Annotated in this window: 18 protein-coding genes, 1 pseudogene and 1 other annotated feature; of the genes and pseudogenes, 5 read left to right on the top strand and 14 right to left on the bottom strand. The window is 54.2% G+C overall.

Going from position 1 to position 17,389, the window contains the following annotated elements; all coding sequences use genetic code 11:
• Positions 1 to 35: 35 nt before the first annotated feature.
• The 3 genes from ilvN to ivbL all read right to left on the bottom strand — a co-directional run bounded on the left by ilvN (position 36) and on the right by ivbL (position 2,224).
• Positions 36 to 326: an acetolactate synthase small subunit gene (gene ilvN, locus VSR74_RS16235; RefSeq protein WP_347795675.1), complete on the bottom strand. Its 291-nt coding sequence runs from the start codon at positions 324 to 326 to the stop codon at positions 36 to 38.
• A gap of 3 nt (positions 327 to 329) precedes the next feature.
• A complete protein-coding gene (ilvB, locus tag VSR74_RS16230; protein WP_347795674.1) occupies positions 330 to 2,018 on the bottom strand; it encodes an acetolactate synthase large subunit in 1,689 nt (562 codons plus the stop codon).
• Positions 2,019 to 2,125: 107 nt separating this feature from the next.
• On the bottom strand, positions 2,126 to 2,224 hold the full coding sequence (gene ivbL, locus VSR74_RS16225) for an ilvB operon leader peptide IvbL (RefSeq protein WP_072277096.1): 99 nt from the start codon (positions 2,222 to 2,224) through the stop codon (positions 2,126 to 2,128).
• Between the two features lie 293 nt (positions 2,225 to 2,517).
• Here ivbL and emrD point away from each other — a divergent pair, with 293 nt between their 5' ends.
• The gene (gene emrD / locus VSR74_RS16220) at positions 2,518 to 3,702 is read left to right on the top strand and encodes a multidrug efflux MFS transporter EmrD (protein WP_347795673.1); all 1,185 of its coding nucleotides are present in this window, start codon (positions 2,518 to 2,520) and stop codon (positions 3,700 to 3,702) included.
• A gap of 80 nt (positions 3,703 to 3,782) precedes the next feature.
• Here the strand turns inward: emrD and VSR74_RS16215 are convergent, their stop codons facing one another.
• Entirely contained in the window at positions 3,783 to 4,532 is a 750-nt protein-coding gene (locus tag VSR74_RS16215) for a hypothetical protein (protein WP_347795672.1), read from the bottom strand.
• Positions 4,533 to 4,628: 96 nt separating this feature from the next.
• On the opposite strand from VSR74_RS16215, the pseudogene VSR74_RS16210 reads away from it, so the two are divergent.
• Positions 4,629 to 4,718, top strand: a pseudogene (locus VSR74_RS16210) (hypothetical protein); the annotation flags it as partial.
• 17 nt (positions 4,719 to 4,735) lie between these two features.
• The gene (gene dsdA, locus VSR74_RS16205) at positions 4,736 to 6,058 is read left to right on the top strand and encodes a D-serine ammonia-lyase (protein WP_347795671.1); all 1,323 of its coding nucleotides are present in this window, start codon (positions 4,736 to 4,738) and stop codon (positions 6,056 to 6,058) included.
• 39 nt (positions 6,059 to 6,097) lie between these two features.
• Here dsdA and VSR74_RS16200 read toward each other — a convergent pair whose 3' ends face one another.
• The 6 genes from VSR74_RS16200 to ibpA form a co-directional block, all read right to left on the bottom strand.
• The gene (locus tag VSR74_RS16200; RefSeq protein WP_347795670.1) at positions 6,098 to 7,216 is read right to left on the bottom strand and encodes an anaerobic sulfatase maturase; all 1,119 of its coding nucleotides are present in this window, start codon (positions 7,214 to 7,216) and stop codon (positions 6,098 to 6,100) included.
• Positions 7,213 to 7,575 carry a DUF202 domain-containing protein gene (locus VSR74_RS16195; protein ID WP_347795669.1) on the bottom strand — a complete coding sequence of 121 codons (363 nt, stop codon included), beginning with the start codon at positions 7,573 to 7,575 and terminating at the stop codon, positions 7,213 to 7,215. The genes VSR74_RS16200 and VSR74_RS16195 overlap by 4 nt, the downstream gene beginning before the upstream one ends.
• Positions 7,565 to 7,912, bottom strand: coding sequence for a YidH family protein (locus VSR74_RS16190; RefSeq protein WP_347795668.1), 348 nt, complete (start codon positions 7,910 to 7,912; stop codon positions 7,565 to 7,567). Before VSR74_RS16190 ends, VSR74_RS16195 begins: the two co-directional genes overlap by 11 nt.
• A gap of 19 nt (positions 7,913 to 7,931) precedes the next feature.
• A complete protein-coding gene (locus VSR74_RS16185; protein WP_347795667.1) occupies positions 7,932 to 9,593 on the bottom strand; it encodes a putative transporter in 1,662 nt (553 codons plus the stop codon).
• Between the two features lie 154 nt (positions 9,594 to 9,747).
• A complete protein-coding gene (ibpB, locus tag VSR74_RS16180; RefSeq protein WP_347795666.1) occupies positions 9,748 to 10,176 on the bottom strand; it encodes a small heat shock chaperone IbpB in 429 nt (142 codons plus the stop codon).
• Between the two features lie 109 nt (positions 10,177 to 10,285).
• Complete coding sequence (gene ibpA / locus VSR74_RS16175; RefSeq protein WP_347795665.1) at positions 10,286 to 10,699, bottom strand: small heat shock chaperone IbpA; 414 nt, start codon at positions 10,697 to 10,699, stop codon at positions 10,286 to 10,288.
• Positions 10,693 to 10,766, bottom strand: a sequence feature (ROSE (Repression Of Heat Shock gene Expression) occurs in the 5'-region of heat shock genes and acts as an RNA thermometer to modulate expression.). (Overlaps the previous gene by 7 nt.)
• 242 nt (positions 10,767 to 11,008) lie before the next feature.
• On the opposite strand from ibpA, the gene VSR74_RS16170 reads away from it, so the two are divergent.
• Complete coding sequence (locus VSR74_RS16170; protein WP_347795664.1) at positions 11,009 to 11,341, top strand: YceK/YidQ family lipoprotein; 333 nt, start codon at positions 11,009 to 11,011, stop codon at positions 11,339 to 11,341.
• 1 nt (position 11,342) lies between these two features.
• On the opposite strand, the gene VSR74_RS16165 is transcribed toward VSR74_RS16170, so the two are convergent.
• On the bottom strand, positions 11,343 to 12,569 hold the full coding sequence (locus tag VSR74_RS16165) for a DUF3748 domain-containing protein (protein ID WP_347795663.1): 1,227 nt from the start codon (positions 12,567 to 12,569) through the stop codon (positions 11,343 to 11,345).
• A 357-nt stretch (positions 12,570 to 12,926) separates the two neighbouring features.
• On the opposite strand from VSR74_RS16165, the gene VSR74_RS16160 reads away from it, so the two are divergent.
• The gene (locus VSR74_RS16160) at positions 12,927 to 13,400 is read left to right on the top strand and encodes a hypothetical protein (protein ID WP_347795662.1); all 474 of its coding nucleotides are present in this window, start codon (positions 12,927 to 12,929) and stop codon (positions 13,398 to 13,400) included.
• A gap of 128 nt (positions 13,401 to 13,528) precedes the next feature.
• Here the strand turns inward: VSR74_RS16160 and yidA are convergent, their stop codons facing one another.
• The 3 genes from yidA to gyrB form a co-directional block, all read right to left on the bottom strand.
• Entirely contained in the window at positions 13,529 to 14,341 is an 813-nt protein-coding gene (yidA, locus tag VSR74_RS16155) for a sugar-phosphatase (protein WP_347795661.1), read from the bottom strand.
• A gap of 119 nt (positions 14,342 to 14,460) precedes the next feature.
• Positions 14,461 to 14,862: a YidB family protein gene (locus tag VSR74_RS16150; RefSeq protein WP_347795660.1), complete on the bottom strand. Its 402-nt coding sequence runs from the start codon at positions 14,860 to 14,862 to the stop codon at positions 14,461 to 14,463.
• 110 nt (positions 14,863 to 14,972) lie between these two features.
• Positions 14,973 to 17,387 carry a DNA topoisomerase (ATP-hydrolyzing) subunit B gene (gyrB, locus tag VSR74_RS16145; protein WP_347795659.1) on the bottom strand — a complete coding sequence of 805 codons (2,415 nt, stop codon included), beginning with the start codon at positions 17,385 to 17,387 and terminating at the stop codon, positions 14,973 to 14,975.
• Between the last annotated feature and the right edge of the window lie 2 nt (positions 17,388 to 17,389).

The following is a 17,389-nucleotide window of genomic DNA, read 5'->3' as shown; positions in this document are numbered from 1 at the left end:
AAAGAGAATTTCTGCGCTGTCGACCACCGGATGCGTTACTGAAAAAACACCGCAATTTTATTAAACATCGTCGGGTCAGACTGGTTGCGTTGCACCTTCACCACATCTTCCAGTTTGTCTATCTGACTTATCATCTGCTCCAGACGCTGGTCATCGTTGACCAGTAGCCAGATATGGCTCTGGTCGCTGTCCTGAATCGGCAGGCAGAGGATGCCTTCGACGTTAAACGCGCGGCGGGCAAACAGGCCGCAAACGTGGGTCATCACGCCGGGGTGGTTGCGAACGGTGAGTTCGAGAATGACATTATCGTGTGCTGTATTTTGCATGGCTTATTCCCCCACCATTTCAGTATTGGCCGCGCCCGGCGGTACCATCGGATACACTTTTTCCTGCGGGTCGATGCGCACATGAATCAGCGCCGGGCCCGGTCGGTTGATAATCGCCTGCAATGCGGCCTGCGGGTCGGTTTCGTGGTTTAAGTCGCAGGTTTCCAGACCAAATCCGGCGGCAATCTGCATAAAATTGACCGTCCCCGGATAGGTCGCGGCGAACACGCCCTGCTTGTAGAACAGGCTCTGCTGTTGATGCACTAACCCCAGCGCTTCGTTGTTCATCAGGATGATTTTTACATCCAGTTGATTTTCCGCCGCTGTCGCCATCTCCTGAATATTCATCATCAGGCTGCCGTCGCCGGAGAAGCATAAAACTTTGCGATCCGGATTCGCCAGCGCCGCGCCAACCGCTGCAGGCAGGCCAAAGCCCATCGTACCCAGACCGCCGGAGGTCAGCCACTGGCGTGGGCGATTGAGCGGATAAGCCTGCGCCGTCCACATCTGATGCTGGCCGACATCGGTGGCAATAATCGCGTTGTCGTCCACGCAGGCGGCAACGGCGTTGATCAGGCCATAGTGGCTTAACGGGTCAGTTTCCTGTGGGATGGCGCACGGAAATTCCTGTTGCAGTTCCGCAACCTTGCCACGCCACGCGTCGCGCGACTGCGCGTCAATCTGTGGCAGCAGTTGTGCCAGCACATCGTTCACATCCGCCTGAATCGCTACGTGCGGCTGTTTGATTTTACCCAGTTCGGCGCGGTCGATATCCACATGGATAATCTTCGCATTCGGGCAGAACTCTGCCACTTTCCCGGTCGCCCGGTCATCAAAACGGGCACCTAAAACAATCAGTAAATCAGACTGTTGCAGAATGAAGTTGGTGCTGCGCGCACCGTGCATTCCCAGCATGCCTAACGACAGCGGGTGCGATTTTGGCAGCATGCCCAGCGCCATCAGGGTCATGGTGGTCGGCAGGTTGGCTTTTTCAGCCAGTTCGCGCACGCGTTCCGGGGCGTTAATCACGCCGCCGCCCAGATAGAGCACCGGGCGCTGCGCGGCGTTAATCATCGCGGCGGCTTCACGCACGCTCTCAGCGCTAACCTCAGGCGTCGGCGCACGGTCGCCAGGCGCTGGCAGTTCGCTCAGTTCGATCTCCGCGGTTTGCACATCCTTAGGAATATCTATCCACACCGGGCCGGGACGGCCTGACTGCGCAATACGGAAGGCATCTGCGATAACCTGCGGTAATTCCGTAATATTGCGAACTAAGTAGTTGTGCTTGGTGATGGGGATAGAGATGCCGTAGGTGTCGACTTCCTGGAACGCGTCGGTACCGATTAACGAGGAGGCCACCTGGCCTGTGATGCACACCAGCGGGATGGAGTCGAGACGCGCATCGGCGATAGCGGTCACCAGATTGGTGGCGCCGGGCCCGCTGCAGGCCATACACACCGCCGGTTTTCCTGCGGTGCGCGCCATGCCCTGGGCGATGAAGCCTGCGCCCTGCTCATGACGCGCCAGAATATGGCGGATTTTTTTACTCTGGCTTAATGCATCGTACAGCGGAAGCACGGTACCGCCCGGAATACCGGTAACCATGGTAATTCCCTGACGTTCCAGTAAATGTACGATTAACTCTGCGCCAGTAAAGCGCGTGGTCTGTGATGTTGTGCCCGAACTTGCCATGCTCCAGTCCTTTTATTCTGAGCCGACTTTCCGGGGAGGGGTCATTAAACGAAAAACCCCGCCCGGTTTGCGCCGGCGGGGTTTGGAATCGTGTGTTGTTCCTGACCCTACGGCGCATTGCCGACGACCACCACCACACGCACGACGACCACCGCGGCTGGTAGCGCGGTTTTTAGTAGGGTCGACGTCATCATGGAAGGAGTCATTAGGGGCCTGTTTATCAATTCATCAATTGAATTTATACAAACACAGGTTGCGGGCGCTGGCAACGGAAAAAAATTCATCTGCGTGAAAATGTCTGCGCGATCACACTCCGGGGCGACGCTGAGACTGGCAAGATTAGTTGCCGTCACCGTCTATAAATCCTGCCTGACCGCTACAAATCATTCACATATCCAATGGTTAAATTGTCATCTTGATATGGTAGATTCCACCCGCATTTAGGGTGATAAGCAGCAGCTTATTCTTATATTTTTCTTTTTTATAAAATATCAGAGAAATGAAAAACCAAAGAAACGTCACTATCTTATTGATGCTGGTGTTGCTGGTTGCCGTCGGACAGATGGCGCAAACCATATATATTCCTGCAATTGCTGATATGGCACGCGATCTCAACGTTCGCGAGGGCGCGGTGCAAAGCGTCATGGCAGCCTATCTGCTGACCTATGGCGTTTCGCAACTTTTCTATGGCCCGCTTTCTGACCGGGTGGGTCGTCGCCCGGTGATCCTCGTCGGGATGTCGATTTTTATGCTGGCGACCATCATCGCGATAACCACCAGCGACCTGACGGTGCTTATTGCTGCCAGCGCCTTACAGGGCATGGGCACCGGCGTGGGCGGCGTAATGGCGAGAACCCTGCCGCGTGACCTTTACGAAGGCAGCCAGCTTCGCCACGCTAACAGCCTGTTAAACATGGGTATTCTGGTCAGCCCCCTGCTCGCGCCGCTGATTGGCGGCCTGCTTGATACCGCCTGGAACTGGCGCGCATGCTACGCCTTCCTGCTCACCCTGTGCGTGATTGTCACCTTTAGCATGGCGCGCTGGATGCCGGAAACGCGCCCGACCGGTGCGCCGAAAACGCGGCTTATCAGCAACTATAAAACGCTTTTTGGCAGCAGCGCATTCAACTGCTATTTGCTGATGCTGATTGGCGGCCTCGCAGGCATTGCGGTATTTGAAGCCTGCTCTGGCGTACTCATGGGCGCAGTGCTTGGCCTGAACAGTATGGTAGTGAGTATTCTGTTTATTCTGCCAATTCCGGCGGCATTCTTTGGCGCGTGGTTTGCCGGTCGGCCGAACAAACGTTTCTCAACGCTGATGTGGCAATCAGTGATGAGTTGCCTGCTGGCAGGGCTGATGATGTGGATACCTGGCCTGTTCGGCGTGATGACCGTCTGGACGCTGCTGGTGCCTGCCGCGCTGTTCTTCTTTGGTGCGGGGATGCTCTTCCCGCTGGCGACCAGCGGTGCGATGGAGCCCTTCCCGTTTCTCGCCGGAACGGCGGGCGCGCTGGTTGGTGGCCTGCAGAATATCGGCTCCGGCGTGCTGGCGTGGCTTTCCGCCATGATGCCGCAAACGGGCCAGGCGAGCCTCGGCCTGCTGATGACGTTAATGGGTCTGTTGATTTTCCTCTGCTGGCTGCCGCTGGCTTCGCGTTTTCACCAGCATCAACAGCCGGTTTAAGCCGACTCTGTAAGTAACCTGCTACAACGCCGCCCCGGTTTACATTGCCGGCTGGCGGCGTAAACGGCTTATCCAGCCTACTAAGAATTACCCCTCTGTTCACAGGCCTCATCGAATAAATCCCATAGCCGTTTTTTAATCGCGTCCGCGCTGGCTGGAGAAATAAATGGCTCCTTTTGTGCGATAAATATCTCTAACTCTTTTATCCCTGCTTCCCGCTGCCCATTCTTCGCCAGCGAAAAAGCACAGGCAAGGGCGTGCTGCGTTCGCATATAGAAGTGGACACCGTTTTCCTGCTTCAGTGCTGCAAATACACCGGGAAGCTCATCAATGGTTCGTACGCTATGCCAGAAAATGTCCGCCCGTGCCAATGCCTGGCGTAATACCTCTGGCGCACGTTCGATTATGTCTTTCGTACCATAATGGAACGGCATTTCCAGCGCACGGTCGTTTGCATCATGAATGACATCAAACCCCGCTGATTTTTCAGTCCTGTGCCATTTCACGGCATGAGTGGAAACATGCGGGACAAAATCCAACGATAATCCCCAGGATGGAGCAATAATGCCGCCTTTCCACTGTAACAGTCGGAATACCTGGCGAATGGGCATATCCTCACTGCGCAACCAACAGAGCGGTTTTTGTTCCTTAAATCCTCTGGGTTCCAGCATCGCTTGCGCGACAGGCATGACGGCCTGATGAATTTGCTCAATAGTGGCAATTTCAAAATCACCAGGAAAGTTAGCCGCACCCACGCCATCCCTCTGCGTCGTCGTGAATAAATTTCTTAAATTGTCTAAAAATCGGGGCTTCATATTTTTCCCCATCAAAAATCAATCCCCACATGCAATCTGACGTGACAATTGCGCCAGATGCTCCTTTTCATCAGCAGCCGGTGTAAGCTCCGCCACGGCGATTGTTGCCCAGATGAGACGTTAAAATACTATACGACAGCAATATTTATCGCCTCCGTCGTTGCACTGGCATGCACATTCCTGCTTTCCTTTATCATCTAAGCGCAAAGAGACGTACTATGGAAAACATGCAAAAACTTATCGCTCAATATCCTTTAGTGGAAGATCTGGTCGCGCTTAAAGAGACGACCTGGTTTAACCCGCGCACCACTTCTCTTGCCGAAGGTTTACCCTATGTTGGCCTGACCGCGCAGGATGTCAAAGCCGCCAACGACAGGCTGACGCGTTTCGCGCCCTATCTGGCCAACGCTTTTCCTGAAACCGCCGCAACGGGCGGAATTATTGAATCTGACGTGGTGGCGATCCCGGCGATGCAACGACGCCTGGAAGAAGAGTTCCGCCAGAAGATAAGCGGCGAGATCCTACTGAAAAAAGACAGCCATCTGCCTGTTTCTGGCTCAATTAAAGCCCGTGGCGGCATCTATGAGGTGCTGACCCACGCCGAAAGACTGGCGCTGGAAGCGGGCCTGCTGAGCACCGAAGATGACTACAGCGTGCTGCTATCCCCTGAATTTAAACAGTTCTTCAGCCAGTACAGCATCGCAGTCGGCTCAACCGGCAATCTGGGCTTGTCGATTGGTATCATGAGCGCCTGCATCGGTTTTAAGGTTACCGTGCATATGTCCGCTGACGCTCGCGCCTGGAAAAAAACGAAGCTGCGCAGCCACGGCGTAACGGTGGTCGAGTACGAAGAAGATTATGGCGTGGCGGTTGAACAAGGGCGCAAAGCAGCGGAGTCCGATCCGAACTGCTTCTTTATCGATGATGAGAACTCCCGCACCCTGTTCCTTGGCTATGCCGTTGCCGGGCAGCGCCTGAAGGCGCAGTTTGCGCAACAGGGTCGGGCTGTCGATGCCGAACATCCGCTGTTTGTCTACCTGCCGTGCGGCGTCGGCGGCGGCCCTGGCGGGGTCGCGTTTGGCCTGAAGCTGGCCTTTGGCGATAACGTGCATTGCTTCTTCGCCGAACCAACCCATTCTCCGTGTATGTTACTGGGAATTTATACCGGCCTGCACGACGCACTCTCCGTGCAGGATATCGGCATCGACAACCTGACGGCGGCTGACGGTCTGGCAGTGGGACGCGCGTCTGGCTTTGTCGGCCGCGCAATGGAACGTCTGCTTGATGGCCTGTATACCCTCGATGACCAGACGATGTACAACATGCTGGGCTGGCTGGCGCAGGCGGAGAATATTCGCCTGGAGCCCTCGGCGCTGGCGGGAATGGCAGGGCCGCTGCGTATCTGCGCATCCACTGCGTATCAACAGATGCACAGATTAAGCACAAAGCAGCTTAGTAATGCGACCCACCTTGTCTGGGCGACAGGCGGCGGTATGGTGCCGGAAGAGGAGATGGCGCAGTATCTGGCAAAGGGGCGTTAAACCCTCATTCTGCCTGCCTGTGGCAGGCAGAAGATATGATCAGCTCTGCCGCAGCATCACCATCAACTCCACCGGCGAGCGATGGTGCTTGATCAGGTCACGCATCGTTTTCATATGCGGGGCGCAGTGCATAAAGAACCGGCGATAACCTTCGCACAGCGCGCTCCTGCCCTCATGCAGACGGTTTTTCGGGCAATCGCCATGACACAATCGCAACACAGGACACTGGCGGCAGGCCTCCGCCAGCGAGCGTTGTTTGTTCTCGCCAAACGCAGCGACCTCCGGGAGGGCGTTGAGCACTTTTAGCGGCTGTTGATGGATATTTCCCAGCCGATAAGCCGGATAAACGTAGTGATCGCATTGGTAGAGGTCGCCATTAGACTCCAGCGCAAACGCATGACCACAGCGCTCGCTGTGGGCACACATCTGCGACGGATAGCCGCACCAGACGCCCAGCGTGGAATCAAACAACTGTACGTACACGTTGCCGATATCTTCCCGCACCCACACCGAAAAAACGGACGTCAGAAATTCTCCCCAGCGCTGCGCCGTGACCGATTCAGCGCTTAAGTTCCCCGTGCTCTCCTGCTCAACTAATGGAATGAACTGAATAAAGGGTGTGCCGAGCCTGCGTAAGTAGCGATACAGCGCCTGCGGATACTGGCTATTGATGCTGTTCACCACCACCAGCAGGTTAAACTCCACGCGGTGAGCAACCAGAAGGTTAATGGCATCCACAACGTTATGATGCGTAGGTTTACCGCTTTTGCTGACGCGAAATGCATCATGCAGCGGCGCGGGGCCATCGATAGAGATCCCCACCAGCCAGTTGTGTTCATGGAAAAAGCGGCACCACTCATCGTTGAGCAGAATACCGTTAGTCTGGAAAGCGTTGGCAATGCGTTTACCGCCCGCGTAACGCTGCTGAAGCGCCGCCACGCGTTTGAAGTAATCAAGCCCGCAGAGCGTCGGTTCGCCGCCCTGCCAGGCGAACAGCACGTCATTGCCGGGCTGCGCAGCAATATGCTGACGGATAAACGCCTCCAGGGTTTCGTCATCCATCACACGCTGTTGCGTTTTTTCAATATAGAAGCAGTACCTGCAATGCAGGTTGCAGCGAGAGCTGGCCGGTTTGACCATAACCTGACATCCTGTCATAGATAATCCTTTATCAATAACCCCACCTGGCGCAAATGCGTTACTGCGAACAATAGCGCCAGTGAGAGAACCGCCAGCGCGATAAAAAACTTATCGCGCACCACGCGGGGTTGCGCAAAGTCATTTTGCGCAACGTCCATTAAGTTGCGGTTCCGAGTATATCGCCAAAGCACCAACGCGGCTATTGCCAGTACCGCAAGTGAGATCCAGAACAAAATCCCCGCCTGATGCCAGTTGTGTTTGATAGCCAACAGCATCAGCGCCGCATAGCCCAGCAAGGTGCGAAACCAGGAGAGGGACGTGCGTTCAGGCTGGAGGCCCGGGTCGTTCTCCCGCCGCGCTTTGCGGTTAGCCTGCATACAGCACCAGGCTCATCACAATCACGGCGACGACCATCAAAATAACACTGATAATCAACAGACTGTGCGTATAAGGCAAGTCCTCTTTCAGACGCATCGCCTTTTCATTGCGCAACCAGCGCAGATAACCGTAGATGGCAAGCCCCCCGGAAAAGAGGCACAACAGCAGCGCCAGCAGTTCGCGGATAACGGGCGTGGCGAAGTCAGGCGCCAGTTGATCAAGCCCCACTCCCGCTGCCAGAAAGCCCAGCGATGTGCGGATCCACGCCAAAAAAGTTCGTTCATTCGCCAGTGAGAAACGGTAGTCCGGCGCTTCTCCGAGGCGGGATATTTTCATTGTGGCCCCTTAACTTAATTTAACCGATTCCCCAGAACAGCACTGCCAATAGCTGCGGGGTAATTATGCGCAGGAACATCACCAGCGGATAAACGGTAGCATAAGAGAGCGCAGCCGCGCCGCTGGTGGCATGCAGATTGTTGGCGAAAGCCAATGCGGGTGGGTCAGTCATTGAGCCCGCAAGCATACCGCACAGAGTAAGATAGTTCATGCGCGCAAAGATGCGCGCCAGAATGCCCACGGTAATGAGTGGGATCGCGGTAATAAAAATGCCGTAGGCTATCCAGCTCAGGCCGTCGCCATGTACCAACGTCTCGACAAAATCGCCGCCGGACTTCAGCCCCACCACCGACAAAAACAGCACAATCCCCAGTTCTCGCAGCGCAAGGTTGGCGCTGGGCGGCATAAACCAGTAGAGCTTACCGATACTGCCGATACGCCCAAGGATCAGCGCCATAATCAACGGGCCACCAGCCAGCCCCAGCTTCAGCGCAACCGGAAAGCCCGGAATAAACAGCGGCACGGAGCCCAGCAGCACACCAAGACCAATACCGATAAACACCGGTAGCATCTGTACCTGCTGCAATTTTTGCTGCGCGTTACCCAGTTCCGCAGCCACGGCGTCAATTGCCGCCTGGCGTCCTACCAGGTTGAGAATATCGCCAAACTGTAGCGTTGCATGGCTGCTGGCGACCAGTTCAACGCCAGCACGATTAAGGCGAGAGATAACGACGTCATAACGCTGTTTGTAATGGAGATCGCGGATTTTCTTCCCCAGAACCTTCTCGTTCGTCACCACAATGCGCTCCACTTTCATATCCGTTCCGCGGGTGGAGAGCGAAGTTTCGACCTCTTTACCAATCACCAGTTGCGCATCGTGGAGATCGGCGCGCTGTCCGACAAGATGCAGCAAATCCCCCTGCTCAATTAACGTCGCGGGCGACGGCACCATCAGCATATCGCCGCGTTTCAGGCGTGAGCAGATAATTTTATCGCTATTCAGAATTGGCACATCCTGAATCGCCATATTATGCAGGTTAGGGTTTTCGACGCAGATATTGATGGTTTGTAGATGGGCCTGACTGTTGCCCGCTCGCTTATCAAATCGCCAGGCTTCTTTATCAACGTTGATGCGAAAGATCATCCGAATCAACCACATCGTGAGCAAAATACCGCAGATGCCGAAGGGGTATGCCATCGCATAGCTCATGCCCATTTGGTCAACCACATCAAACGGTACGCCGAGATCGCGCAGAATTTGTTGCCCCGCTCCCAGCGCCGGTGTGTTAGTCACCGCGCCAGAGAATATGCCCAGCACCACCGGCAGCGGAATAGCGAAAATTTTGTGCAGGAGCGCGGTGACGACACCGCCCAGTAACACAATCAAAATGGCGAAGAGGTTAAGCCGTAGCCCGGAGACGCGCAGCGAAGCGAAGAAGCCCGGCCCCACCTGGATCCCGATGGTGTAAACGAAAAGAATCAGGCCAAATTCCTGTATAAAGTGCAGCATCGGGCCGCTGAGCGTAATCCCTGCCTGATCGACAAAATGCCCTACGATTATCCCGCCGAACAGCACGCCACCAATACCGAGTCCGATGCCACGGATCTTGACGTTGCCTATCCAGAGGCCGACGACGGCAACCAGAGCAAGCACGCTGACGGTCATTGCTATATCACTCATAATATTTTCCCTGTGAATAACATTAACTGTTATGTGGATTCTCGCAGAATTAGAGAGGGCTGTATGGGGATTTGCGCACAATTACTCTGGATTTTTAGCGGATACAAAAAAGCCTCGCCAGAACTGACGAGGCTTACGTAAACCTTTGTAATAATTAGCTGTTCAGCGCCGGACGCTCGCTAATGGCGATACGTTGCGGGGCAATTTCTTCCGGCACATTGCGGGTTAAGTCGATATGCAATAAGCCGTTAGTGAAGGTGGCGCCCGCCACTTCCATATTTTCCGCCAGCGTGAAGCTCAGGCTAAATGCCTGGGTCACCAGCCCCTGATGCAGCCATTTGGTCTCTTTTTCCTGCGGCTGCGGCGCCCCTTTCACGGTCAGGCGCGTGCCTTCCAGTTGTATATCCAGATCTTCCTGACGGAAACCGGCCAGCGCAAGGGTAATGCGATAGTGGTTATCGTCGCTTTTTTCGATGTTATAGGGCGGGAAGCTCTGGCTCTCACCGGCGTTTTGTAACGCAGTAGCCATTTTGTCAAAACCGATCCATTGACGCAGCAGTGGGGATAAATCGTAGTTACGCATAATGTTTTCTCCTTCTGAGAAGCGAGTGATGTCCTGCAAATCCAAAAGATTCGCATAGGCTCCCTGTCGGCAAGCCTGGGTATTCGAGCCGCCGTAGCGGCTCACGGAATTAGTTGATTTCGATACGGCGCGGTTTATTCGCTTCCGGAATGACGCGCTCGAGTTCGATATAGAGCAGGCCGTTTACCAGATTCGCACCACGCACGTGGATGTTTTCCGCTAACTGGAATTTGCGCTCAAAGTTGCGCTCGGCAATCCCCTGATAGAGATAGGTGCGCTCTTTTTGCTCGGACTCATGGGCACCTTTCACCACCAGCATGTTGTCCTGCGCGGTGATTTCCAGCTCGCTTTCAGCAAAACCGGCGACGGCAATCGCAATGCGATAGTGGTTTTCGTCTACCAGCTCGACGTTGTACGGAGGGTAGCCGCCGTTACTCTGGGTTTGATTATTTTCTAAGAGGTTGAACAGGCGGTCAAAACCAATAGCAGAACGATATAGAGGGGATAAATCAAAGTTACGCATAATTAATAGCTCCTGAAATCAGCGAGAATTTTTAGCCTTCCATCATGGACAGGCAACGAGACCCAAAGCACCCATCAGGCGTACTCTTCATTGGGCTACACTCTTAAAATGCGTCCTGAGGAACGAATTTCAAGAGTATGTGTCTTACTTTTTTTGCACTTTCGTGCTGAAGGCATAGACTGGGGAAGAGCACTATTGGTTAAAGTGCGACAGCCGCCACAGAGCGGTAAGCCAGAACTATCCATTTTGACTATGGGTGGATATAACCCATAGAGATGAGCCTCCCGGCTCCAAAACGATGATTAGATCATGATAAAAAATAATCTGCTTAAGCTGGCTCTGTTCAGTGGGATGATGTTAGTAGGTGGCTGCTCAAGCGTGATGTCGCATACGGGTGGCAAAGAGGGAATATACCCGGGGACGCGGGCAAGCGCGGCCATGTTCAGCGACGATGACAGCGGCTGGGCAACAAAATCGCTGGTGGCAGTCGATATGCCATTTACAGCAGTGATGGACACCCTGCTGCTGCCATGGGATATGTTCCGCACCGATAAATCTGTGCGTTCACGCGTAGAAAAGAGCGAGCAAGAGACGCTGGCGACCAATTCGGTCATTCCACCCGCGCCTATGCCCGCACCATGATTCAGAGGCCGGTTTCCGCAATCCAAAGCTGACGGAAGCCCGCCTTCTCTTCCATCCAGGCGATATAGCGCCCATCAGGTGAGAAAACCACGGCGTCAGCCGAAGGCGGATTGCCGTGATCGGTTGTCAAAAAGCGCACTTCACCGGTCGTCGCGTCTGCTAATGCCATTCTGTTTTCCAGCACAAATCCCAGCGCTTTTCCCGAAGGATGCCAGTTAATTGCGGATTGAATATCCGAGGCATTCCGGGTGAGTTGTTGCGGCGCTCCCCCTTCCGGCGATATCAGCCACAGTTGCACAATGCCATTATCGTCGCGCATCAGCGTGGCAATCTGCGTTCCTTCCGGGTTACTGCGCACCCAGTGGCGAGGCACGTTCGCCAGCCCCGGATATGCGCGTTGATGGGTAAAGGTTAAACGGCGCTGCACAACACCCACTGGCGGTGCGGGCAATGTGGTGCCGGTTCCGGAAAGCGGCGCCTCTCCCGGCTGTTTCCAGCCCTGGGCCGTTTGCGGTAAATCGACGATAAACAGTTCCGGCACCTTTTCGCCTGTTATCGACAGCGTATCGCCAATAAACGCCAGTTTTTGATTGCCAACCCAACCTTCTTCATAAGCGCGGTTGATCTCATCGCTGCCTGCCTGCGGTGTCGGCGTCGTATTACTGACCAGCACGCACCAGTGGCTGCCGCTGTATTCACGCGGGTGTTGAGCGGTAACGTTGACCGGGCCGAACGGGACGGCGACGCCAACGTTGCGCAAGTCATGCGCCGGGTTGTATTCGTGCATCACATGGTCGTTATAGGTAAAGCTGACATTCTCACCGTTAGGGCTAAACACGTGCACGTGGCTCCCGCCACGCAGCGCGCCAGGCGTGTAAGGCGCGGTGATATCCATCGCATCAAGATTGCTGGTTGTACCGTTTTCGGCTATCACACCGCGGCGATGGTGAAAGTCGTAGTGCCAGTCGGTATCCGGATTCTCCGGGCCGTGGATAAACACATATTTTTCACGTTGAGGATGAACGGTCACCACACCAACGTGCGCGCCCTGCGTGGCACGGTAAAGCACCTCCAGCTCGCCGGTATGGATGTTCACGCGCTCAATGGTCTCGCCAGTAAACGACGCGCCAGAAGGACGCACATCAAAGACCAGCCACTGGCTGTCCGGGGTCCAGGTATTGATGTTGGTGAGCTGGTGATGTCGCGGGGCGAAGGTGACCTGTTTCATGGGGGCAGTCCTGAACAAAGCATCAAAGTTGAGTAGTACAGCACACTTTCAAAATGACAGCAGCACAAAAACACCACTTCCGGAAAAGCGCTCACAGTATGCTCTGCCGGAATATGGCTATAGGGAAATAGATAAATGAAATCACCGTATTGGCTTGCACCTCTTGCGTTGCTTTTCACGCATTCCGCATGGAGTTATCCCCCGCATCCTTACCAGTCCTGGTACGACGTAAATAGCGAATCGAAACGATTTCTGCATGAAGAGGCTGAGAAAACGTCCGTTAAACGCCGCGGGCTGGAAATCGCCCTCAGCGACGTGGGCCCACGCTGCGCAGTTCCCCTGGTATCCTCCTGGGTTATGGATGACAAAGGGGAAAAGACGGGGAGTGTAAAAGTCAGTTGTGCAAAATCAGAAGAAACGGCGAATAACAAGGAATGGAGCGTCATTGTCGCCACTGCGCCGCTGGAAAAGATTGAAATCCTGAAGATTGAGAGGCCTGCCAGTGTTGAAAATGACACGTTACCCACCAGCGTTTGCAAAGAGTGGCAACAGGAACTTACGAAGCAAAAAATAAAATACATCTTCGAGAACAGCGAGAAATATCCTGACTCTGTTTTACCTTATGGAGATGGTTACTACTTTTTACCTTGCGTCGTCAAAGGTGAACTGAAAAGCGATGGGGCAAAGTGGCACTTCAGCATTAACGCCGCCGCCACTGCCGTCTGGAGCAATGATAATAATGAAAATATCGCCTGGGGGTGTGATGAGCGAGGATGCAGCGAACTGTTCATCCTGCCCTACAACGCAATGGGCGAGACGGAATTCGACTAACCCAGATTAGACTTCACATTCACTTCATACAGCTTTCCTACGCCAGCGCCATCTTTCCTGTTCAGGGAACCGCGATGGCACATTTTGACGTAGAAATTATCGCCCCTGGCAAATTAGCAGGGAAAATGTTAATTCAGCGCAAACTTCTCGATAGCGTGCGCCACACCGTCTTCCAGGTTGGATTTGGTGACGAAGTTCGCCGCCTCTTTCACCAACGGAATGGCGTTATCCATTGCCACGCCGACGCCGGCATATTCGATCATCGCGATGTCATTTTCCTGATCGCCAATCGCCATGATCTCTTCCGCTTTAATACCCAGCGCATCGGCCAGCGATTTCACGCCCGTGCCTTTATTAACGCGTTTATCGAGGATTTCGAGGAAATACGGCGCACTTTTTAGCACGGTGTACTTCTCTTTCACTTCCGCCGGGATTTTGGCGATGGCTTTATCAAGAATGGCGGGCTCATCAATCATCATCACTTTCAGGAACTGAGTTGCCGGATCCATTTTTTCGGCTTCACAGAACACCAGCGGGATGGTCGCCACATAGGACTCATGTACCGTGTAATAACTGATATCGCGGTTGGCGGTATAAAGCGTATTGCGATCGAGAGCGTGGAAGTGAGATCCCACATCACGGGAAAGTTGCTCCAGATAGCGGTAGTCGTCATAACTCAGTGCCGTTTGCGCCACCGTGCTGCCATCGCCGGCTTTCTGTACCAGCGCACCGTTGTAGGTGATGCAGTAGTCACCAGGCTGTTCCATGTGCAGCTCTTTCAGGTAGCTATGCACGCCAGCGTAAGGGCGGCCAGTGGTCAGCACCACGTTGACGCCACGCGCACGCGCATCCGCGATCGCCTTTTTGACAGCAGGAGAGATGGTATGGTCCGGCAACAGCAAGGTTCCGTCCATGTCGATTGCAATAAGTTTGATAGCCATGAATACCCCAGGGTTAGATGAGTCCTTCCTCATGCTAACGCGATTCCGCTCAAAAAACAGCAGCCGTGACGGGCTAAAACGGGGATGCAACTTACGTGGCTGCTCCCCTTTTAAGAAGGTTAGCTGAACAGCTTACCGCTTTTCAGCAGATCCATACCCGCGCTGAGTAAATCATTATGCGCCTGCGAGTCGACTTCGCCCTGCGGTGAGAGTGCATCAATGATTTTCGGCAGATATTCTGCCAGCATATTCGACGCGGAACCGGTATCGATGCCCAGTTTTTGGCCGAGATCGGAAACTGCCGGGGTGCCCAATGCCGATTCAAGCTGATCGCCGCTAACTGGCTGATTTCCCTGCTGACTGCTAATCCATGTCGAGAGGATATCGCCCAACCCGCCGTTTTGCAGTTTTTGCAGCAGTGCCTGAATCCCGCCCTGCTCGTTAACCCAGTTCAGGATAGCCTGATACTTCCCGGCATCACCGTTCAGAAACGAGCCGACGACTTCATCAAAAAGCCCCATGTTGTTACTCCTTAAAGCCATTAATTGAGGACGTAGTGAAGTATAGGTGAATGCGGGACAAAAAAAACGGGCGAGGATTTACCCTCACCCGTTTTCTGAAAGCATCGTTATCAGATATCGATATTTGCCGCTTTCAGGGCATTCTCTTCAATAAAGGCGCGACGCGGCTCAACCGCATCCCCCATCAGGGTGGTGAACAACTGGTCGGCGGCAATCGCATCCTTCACGGTAACGCGCAGCATGCGGCGGCTTTCCGGATCCATAGTCGTTTCCCACAACTGTTCCGGGTTCATCTCGCCCAGACCTTTATAGCGCTGAATCGCAAGTCCTCGACGGGACTCTTTCACCAGCCACTCCAGCGCCTGCTCGAAGCTGGCTACCGGCTGACGGCGTTCGCCACGTTCGATAAACGCATCTTCTTCGATCAGCCCACGCAGTTTCTCGCCCAGCGTACAGATACGACGATATTCCGGCCCAACCACAAATTCGTGATCCAGCGGATAATCCGTATCAACGCCATGAGTACGCACACGGATAATCGGTTCGAAGTGGTTCAGTTCGCTGTTATGACGAATATCAAACTTCCACAGGCTGCCGTGCTGCTCGTTTTCGTTCAACTCAGTTACCAGCGCGTTCACCCAACGGGTAACGGTCTGTTCATCAGCGAGATCGGCTTCTGACAGCGTTGGTTGATATACCAGCTCTTTAAGCAGCGATTTCGGGAAGCGACGCTCCATGCGGCCAATCATTTTCTGCGTAGCGTTGTACTCAGAGACCAGTTTTTCCAGCGCTTCACCCGCCAGCGCAGGCGCGTGTGCGTTAGCATGCAGCGTTGCGCCATCCAGCGCGATGGAGATTTGATACTGATCCATCGCTTCATCATCTTTAATGTACTGTTCCTGCTTGCCTTTCTTCACTTTGTAGAGCGGCGGCTGCGCGATGTAGACGTGGCCACGTTCAACAATTTCCGGCATCTGACGGTAGAAGAAGGTCAGCAGCAGAGTACGGATGTGCGAACCATCGACGTCCGCATCGGTCATGATGATGATGCTGTGATAACGCAGTTTATCCGGGTTGTACTCGTCACGGCCAATGCCGCAGCCCAGCGCGGTAATCAGCGTGGCGACTTCCTGAGAAGAGAGCATCTTGTCGAAGCGCGCCTTCTCAACGTTGAGGATTTTACCCTTCAGCGGCAGGATCGCCTGGTTCTTACGGTTACGCCCCTGTTTTGCAGAGCCGCCCGCGGAGTCCCCTTCCACAAGGTACAGTTCGGAGTGTGCCGGGTCGCGTTCCTGACAGTCAGCCAGTTTGCCCGGCAGGCCTGCTAAGTCCAGCGCGCCTTTACGACGGGTCATTTCACGGGCACGACGTGCCGCTTCGCGCGCGCGCGCCGCATCGATAATTTTGCCGACCACGATTTTCGCGTCAGACGGGTTTTCCAGCAGGTATTCGCTCAGCAGTTCGTTCATCTGCTGTTCTACCGCTGATTTCACCTCAGAAGAGACCAGTTTATCTTTGGTCTGCGAGGAGAATTTCGGGTCTGGTACTTTAACAGAGACAACGGCAATCAGGCCTTCACGCGCATCGTCGCCGGTGGCGCTGACTTTGGCTTTTTTGCTGTAGCCTTCTTTATCCATGTAGGCGTTCAGGGTACGGGTCATCGCCGCGCGGAAGCCAGCCAGGTGCGTACCGCCGTCACGCTGCGGAATGTTGTTGGTAAAGCAGTAGATGTTTTCCTGGAAGCCATCGTTCCACTGCAGCGCAACTTCGACGCCGATACCGTCTTTTTCGGTGGAGAAATAGAAGATATTCGGGTGAATTGGCGTTTTGTTTTTGTTGAGATACTCAACAAACGCCTTAATGCCACCTTCGTAGTGGAAATGGTCTTCTTTGCCGTCACGCTTGTCTTTCAGGCGAATGGAAACGCCGGAGTTGAGGAATGACAGTTCACGCAGGCGTTTCGCCAGGATGTCATACTCAAATTCGGTGACGTTGGTGAAAGTTTCGAGGCTCGGCCAGAAGCGCACCATGGTACCGGTTTTTTCAGTATCGCCAGTGACAGCCAGAGGCGCCTGCGGCACACCGTGGGCATAAATCTGGCGGTGAACTTTGTTATCACGCTGGATAACCAGTTCCAGTTTCTGCGACAGGGCGTTAACCACGGAAACGCCTACGCCATGCAGGCCGCCGGAGACTTTATAAGAGTTATCATCGAATTTACCACCTGCGTGCAGGACGGTCATGATAACTTCGGCAGCGGACACGCCCTCTTCCGGGTGGATGCCGGTTGGGATACCACGGCCATCATCCTGTACGGATACGGAGTTATCGCTGTGGATGGTGACAACAATGTCTTTACAGTACCCCGCGAGCGCTTCGTCGATAGCGTTATCCACAACCTCGAATACCATGTGGTGCAGACCGGTGCCGTCATCCGTGTCGCCGATATACATACCCGGGCGCTTACGCACCGCATCCAGCCCTTTCAGGACTTTGATACTGGAGGAGTCATAAGAATTCGACATCA

This window comes from Pseudocitrobacter cyperus (assembly GCF_039889165.1).
GTDB classification, from domain to species: domain Bacteria; phylum Pseudomonadota; class Gammaproteobacteria; order Enterobacterales; family Enterobacteriaceae; genus Pseudocitrobacter; species Pseudocitrobacter cyperus.
This window is presented reverse-complemented; position numbering and strand designations above follow the sequence as displayed.